The following is a 2,103-nucleotide window of genomic DNA, read 5'->3' as shown; positions in this document are numbered from 1 at the left end:
CGTCGAAGCCGCCCGCAGCACCCTCGTCATCGGCACCACCTAACCCGACACGGAACGCAGCGAAAACCGCGACACAGAGCGAAGCTGCTCACACGGGACACTCGGCGCCGCGGATTTTCGCGGCGCTCGGCGTCGTATCTGTGTGTGCCGGTAAGCGATCCCCTTACGGGACGCCTGCTACCCATAGCGCTATGTCACTTGACCGACCAAACGTTTGGTCGGTACTCTCGGGGCATGGCAAAGACGACCGAGCAGCTGCTCGATGATGCGATCGCCGTGCTGCGGCGCGGTGGCGTGGTGACGATCGATTCCGTCGCCTCCGAAGCAGGCATGAGTAAGGCGGGGGTGGTGCATCACTTCTCCTCGAAGGAGGCGCTGATGGTCGGCGTCGTCAATCGGGTGATGGACCTCTGGGAGGGACAGCTCGCCGCGACGATCGGGGAGGTCACCGATCCGGTCGAGCGGCTGCGCGCGTATGTGGACTTCGAGGTGCTCTCCGATTTCGACGGGGGCGATCTCGCGCTGCTCGCGGATGTGAAGCTGCGCGACACTCTCGCCGCCCAGTGGCGGGAGCGCCTGCGGCCCTGGTTCGGGGAGGACGCACCCGGCGACGCTGGCCAGAAAGCCGCGTTGCAGTCGGCGCGTCTGATCGCTGACGGCGCCTGGACCGACCAGGCGCTCGGACTTCTGAGCATGACCGGTGAGCAGCGTGCACTCGTGCGCGGCATCGCCCAACGACTGATCGATGAAGGAGTACAGAAATGAAGTGGGTGTTCCTCGCCGGGGCGATCGCGCTCGAGGTGACAGGCTCCCTGTCACTGAAAGCTGCCGTCGACGCCCCCGGATTCTTCGCGCTCGTCGCGGTCGGCTACATCGGAACGTTCACGCTCCTGGCCGGCGCGCTCAAGCAGGGCATGCCCCTCGGCGTCGGGTACGGCATCTGGGGAGCCGCCGGAGTGGCCCTGACCGCGATCCTCTCCGCAGTCATCTTCGGAGAGCCGCTGACCGCGCTGATGACCCTCGGCATCGCCGTCGTCATCGGCGGGGTCCTGTGCGTCGAGCTCGGCTCGCAGGCCGCGACGAAGAAGCGTGAAGGGACCGTCTGATGGCCTACCTGTTCCTCATCATCGCGATCATCTTCGAGGTCGCCGGCACCCTCTCGCTGCGCATGGCGACCTCCGGCTCCAAGAAGAAGGGCCTGTGGCTGCTCGCCGTCCTCGGCGGCTACGGCATCGCGTTCTTCGGCATCACCATGGCCCTCGTGGAGGGCCTGGCCCTCGGAGTCACCTACGGCATCTGGGCCGCGTCCGGTGTCGCGCTCACCGCGGTCCTCAGCCGCATCCTCTTCAAGGAACCGCTGACCAAGGTGATGGCGGCCGGTATCGGCCTGATCATCGTCGGGGTGCTCATGATCGAGCTCGGAGCCGCGCACTGACCCCCGCGCCGGTGGCCGCCGATCCATCTCAGGCGCGATCCGCGGCCGCCGGCGCCTCAGAGCCTGCGGCGGCACGATGTCCAGACGACGCGCCCCGTCTCTCTAGCCAGTTCCGCCTCGCAGCTACGCTCACCTCATGACCCGGATGAGCGTGCTCGAGGCCTGGACCTGGATCAACGAGTACGGCAGCGCGATCGGCGCCGTCGCCGGCGTTGTCGCCGCGCTCGTCGCGATCATCGCGCTCATCTCCGCCGCCCTGGACAGCAAAGCCCGATCCCAGCCGATGATCGCCGCCGAGTTCCGCCCCGCGGTCGATAGCGACTCCTCCATCGACTTCATCATCACCAACCTCGGACCGACCCCCGCGCGAGACATCACCGTCACCTTTAATCCGCCCATAGTCATCCCCGACGACTCCGACCGGCTCCTCGCGCCCTACCTCGTCAAGCGCTACGAACGCCCCATCCCGGTTCTTAACCCGGGCCAGATTCTCTCGAACACCTGGTGGGCCGGCCGCGCCGGCACCGGGAACGAGCTCACAAACCACGAACCGACGCCCGACGAGGTGAACGTCACCAAGATCTATGCCGCGGCCCACCGCGCCCGGACCGTCTTCTACACGCCCGAGGTCTCCGCGACGATGCGCGCCCTGCAAGAGGACCTCCGGC

At 67.1% G+C, this 2,103-nt stretch carries 4 protein-coding genes; all 4 read left to right on the top strand.

The genetic code is table 11. From position 1 onward, the window contains the following. Positions 1-234 precede the first annotated feature (234 nt). The gene (locus ACUXPL_RS12025; RefSeq protein ID WP_002857203.1) at positions 235-765 is read left to right on the top strand and encodes a TetR/AcrR family transcriptional regulator; all 531 of its coding nucleotides are present in this window, start codon (positions 235-237) and stop codon (positions 763-765) included. Beyond that, positions 762-1,106 carry a DMT family transporter gene (locus ACUXPL_RS12020; protein ID WP_002857204.1) on the top strand — a complete coding sequence of 115 codons (345 nt, stop codon included), beginning with the start codon at positions 762-764 and terminating at the stop codon, positions 1,104-1,106. Before ACUXPL_RS12025 ends, ACUXPL_RS12020 begins: the two co-directional genes overlap by 4 nt. Next, positions 1,106-1,435, top strand: coding sequence for a DMT family transporter (locus ACUXPL_RS12015; protein WP_363678210.1), 330 nt, complete (start codon positions 1,106-1,108; stop codon positions 1,433-1,435). Before ACUXPL_RS12020 ends, ACUXPL_RS12015 begins: the two co-directional genes overlap by 1 nt. Before the next feature lie 136 nt (positions 1,436-1,571). Continuing rightward, positions 1,572-2,103 (top strand): hypothetical protein (locus ACUXPL_RS12010; protein ID WP_435871079.1); only part of this gene is annotated, 532 nt, incomplete at its 3' end.

This window comes from Micrococcus sp. 140720015-1 (assembly GCF_053627595.1).
This window is presented reverse-complemented; position numbering and strand designations above follow the sequence as displayed.

Excerpts from the sequence above, each read along its gene's own strand:
- ACUXPL_RS12025 (WP_002857203.1), top strand. The coding sequence starts at position 235 with ATGGCAAAGACGACCGAGCAGCTGCTCGATGATGCGATCGCCGTGCTG.
- ACUXPL_RS12015 (WP_363678210.1), top strand. The coding sequence starts at position 1,106 with ATGGCCTACCTGTTCCTCATCATCGCGATCATCTTCGAGGTCGCCGGC.
- ACUXPL_RS12020 (WP_002857204.1), top strand. The coding sequence starts at position 762 with ATGAAGTGGGTGTTCCTCGCCGGGGCGATCGCGCTCGAGGTGACAGGC.